The sequence below is a fragment of the Citrobacter sp. Cpo148 genome (assembly GCF_030332375.1).
GTDB classification, from domain to species: Bacteria; Pseudomonadota; Gammaproteobacteria; order Enterobacterales; family Enterobacteriaceae; genus Citrobacter; species Citrobacter portucalensis.
Genome location: NZ_JAOWHY010000010.1, coordinates 1 through 1,129 on the forward strand (window position 1 = coordinate 1; position 1,129 = coordinate 1,129).

The following is a 1,129-nucleotide window of genomic DNA, read 5'->3' on the forward strand; positions in this document are numbered from 1 at the left end:
TTCCGAAATTAGGCGCGGTATATCCGGCTGGCGTATTACCCGACTTACGCGGTGAGTTTATTCGCGGCTGGGATGATGGGAAAGGGGTTGATAGTGGGAGGTTGATTTTAAGTCATCAGGAACAATCGGTACAGCAGCACACTCATGACATAAAGATGGCTTACAGTATAACTGACGGATACAGGAGCATGTTGGGCGGCAGCCCTAACGCGGATCTCATCCCAATTAAAGATATGAGCCATGTAATTACATTTACTGGGTCTGGTGGCTACTACTTACTGGCAAATAACTCAACAGGAGATGAAACGCGCCCACGTAACCTGTCATTTAATTACATTGTGCGGGCTATGTAACAATATCAATATTAAGAATAAGGGAGGACGGTCAGTATAGTAGAATTTTGCCCCAGCACGAAGGATAAGAGAATGAGCAAAGCTATTTTAAATACATATGGGATCGCATCATCGGCAGGTGAAATCACTGTTTATAACTATGATGCCAATACCCGTGAGTACCTGTCATCAACCGTTGAATATCTTGCAGAAGGTGTGGGTATACCTGCCCATTCCTGTACTGATAAACCCGGCAAGTTCAAGACTGGGTTTGCAATTTGTCGTAATGAAGGTCTGAGCGGCTGGGAGTATGTTGAAGATCACCGTGATACAGAAGTTTATAAAACTGACACAGGGGAAAAAATCACCGTTCGACATTTAGGAAAGCTTCCTGAAGATACCACCACAATTGCGCCAGAAACTCAATTTGATGTCTGGAATGGTACTGAGTGGATAACAGATATCGATGCAAAAAGAGCTGCTGAAGTTCAGGAATTTGAAATGAAAATTCAGGCGCTGATTGATGAGGCCAATGCGGTCATTAATAAAAACAACTGGCCTTCAAAGCTACAACTCAATAGGATGAGCGAGGCAGAAACAAGCAAGTTTAACCTGTGGCTTGATTATATTGATGCGCTGAATGCCATTAAACCCTCAGATTTTCCAACTGCGATACTACCTGAGTCGCCCTCAATTTGATAAAGATGATTAAGCCGTCATTAAGACGGCTTTTCATTTAAGCTGCACGAACTATGTAATTGAATGCAAGATTTCGCGGGCGATTTTCATTTGCAGTT

At 43.0% G+C, this 1,129-nt stretch carries 1 protein-coding gene and 1 pseudogene; both read left to right on the forward strand.

Annotated features, from left to right (window positions below; genetic code table 11):
• A pseudogene (locus tag OGY10_RS00040) lies at positions 1 to 353 on the forward strand (phage tail protein); the annotation flags it as partial.
• A gap of 72 nt (positions 354 to 425) precedes the next feature.
• Positions 426 to 1,031, forward strand: coding sequence for a tail fiber assembly protein (locus OGY10_RS00045; RefSeq protein ID WP_086550359.1), 606 nt, complete (start codon positions 426 to 428; stop codon positions 1,029 to 1,031).
• The last annotated feature ends 98 nt before the right edge of the window (positions 1,032 to 1,129 follow it).

Excerpts from the sequence above, each read along its gene's own strand:
- OGY10_RS00045 (WP_086550359.1), top strand. The coding sequence starts at position 426 with ATGAGCAAAGCTATTTTAAATACATATGGGATCGCATCATCGGCAGGT.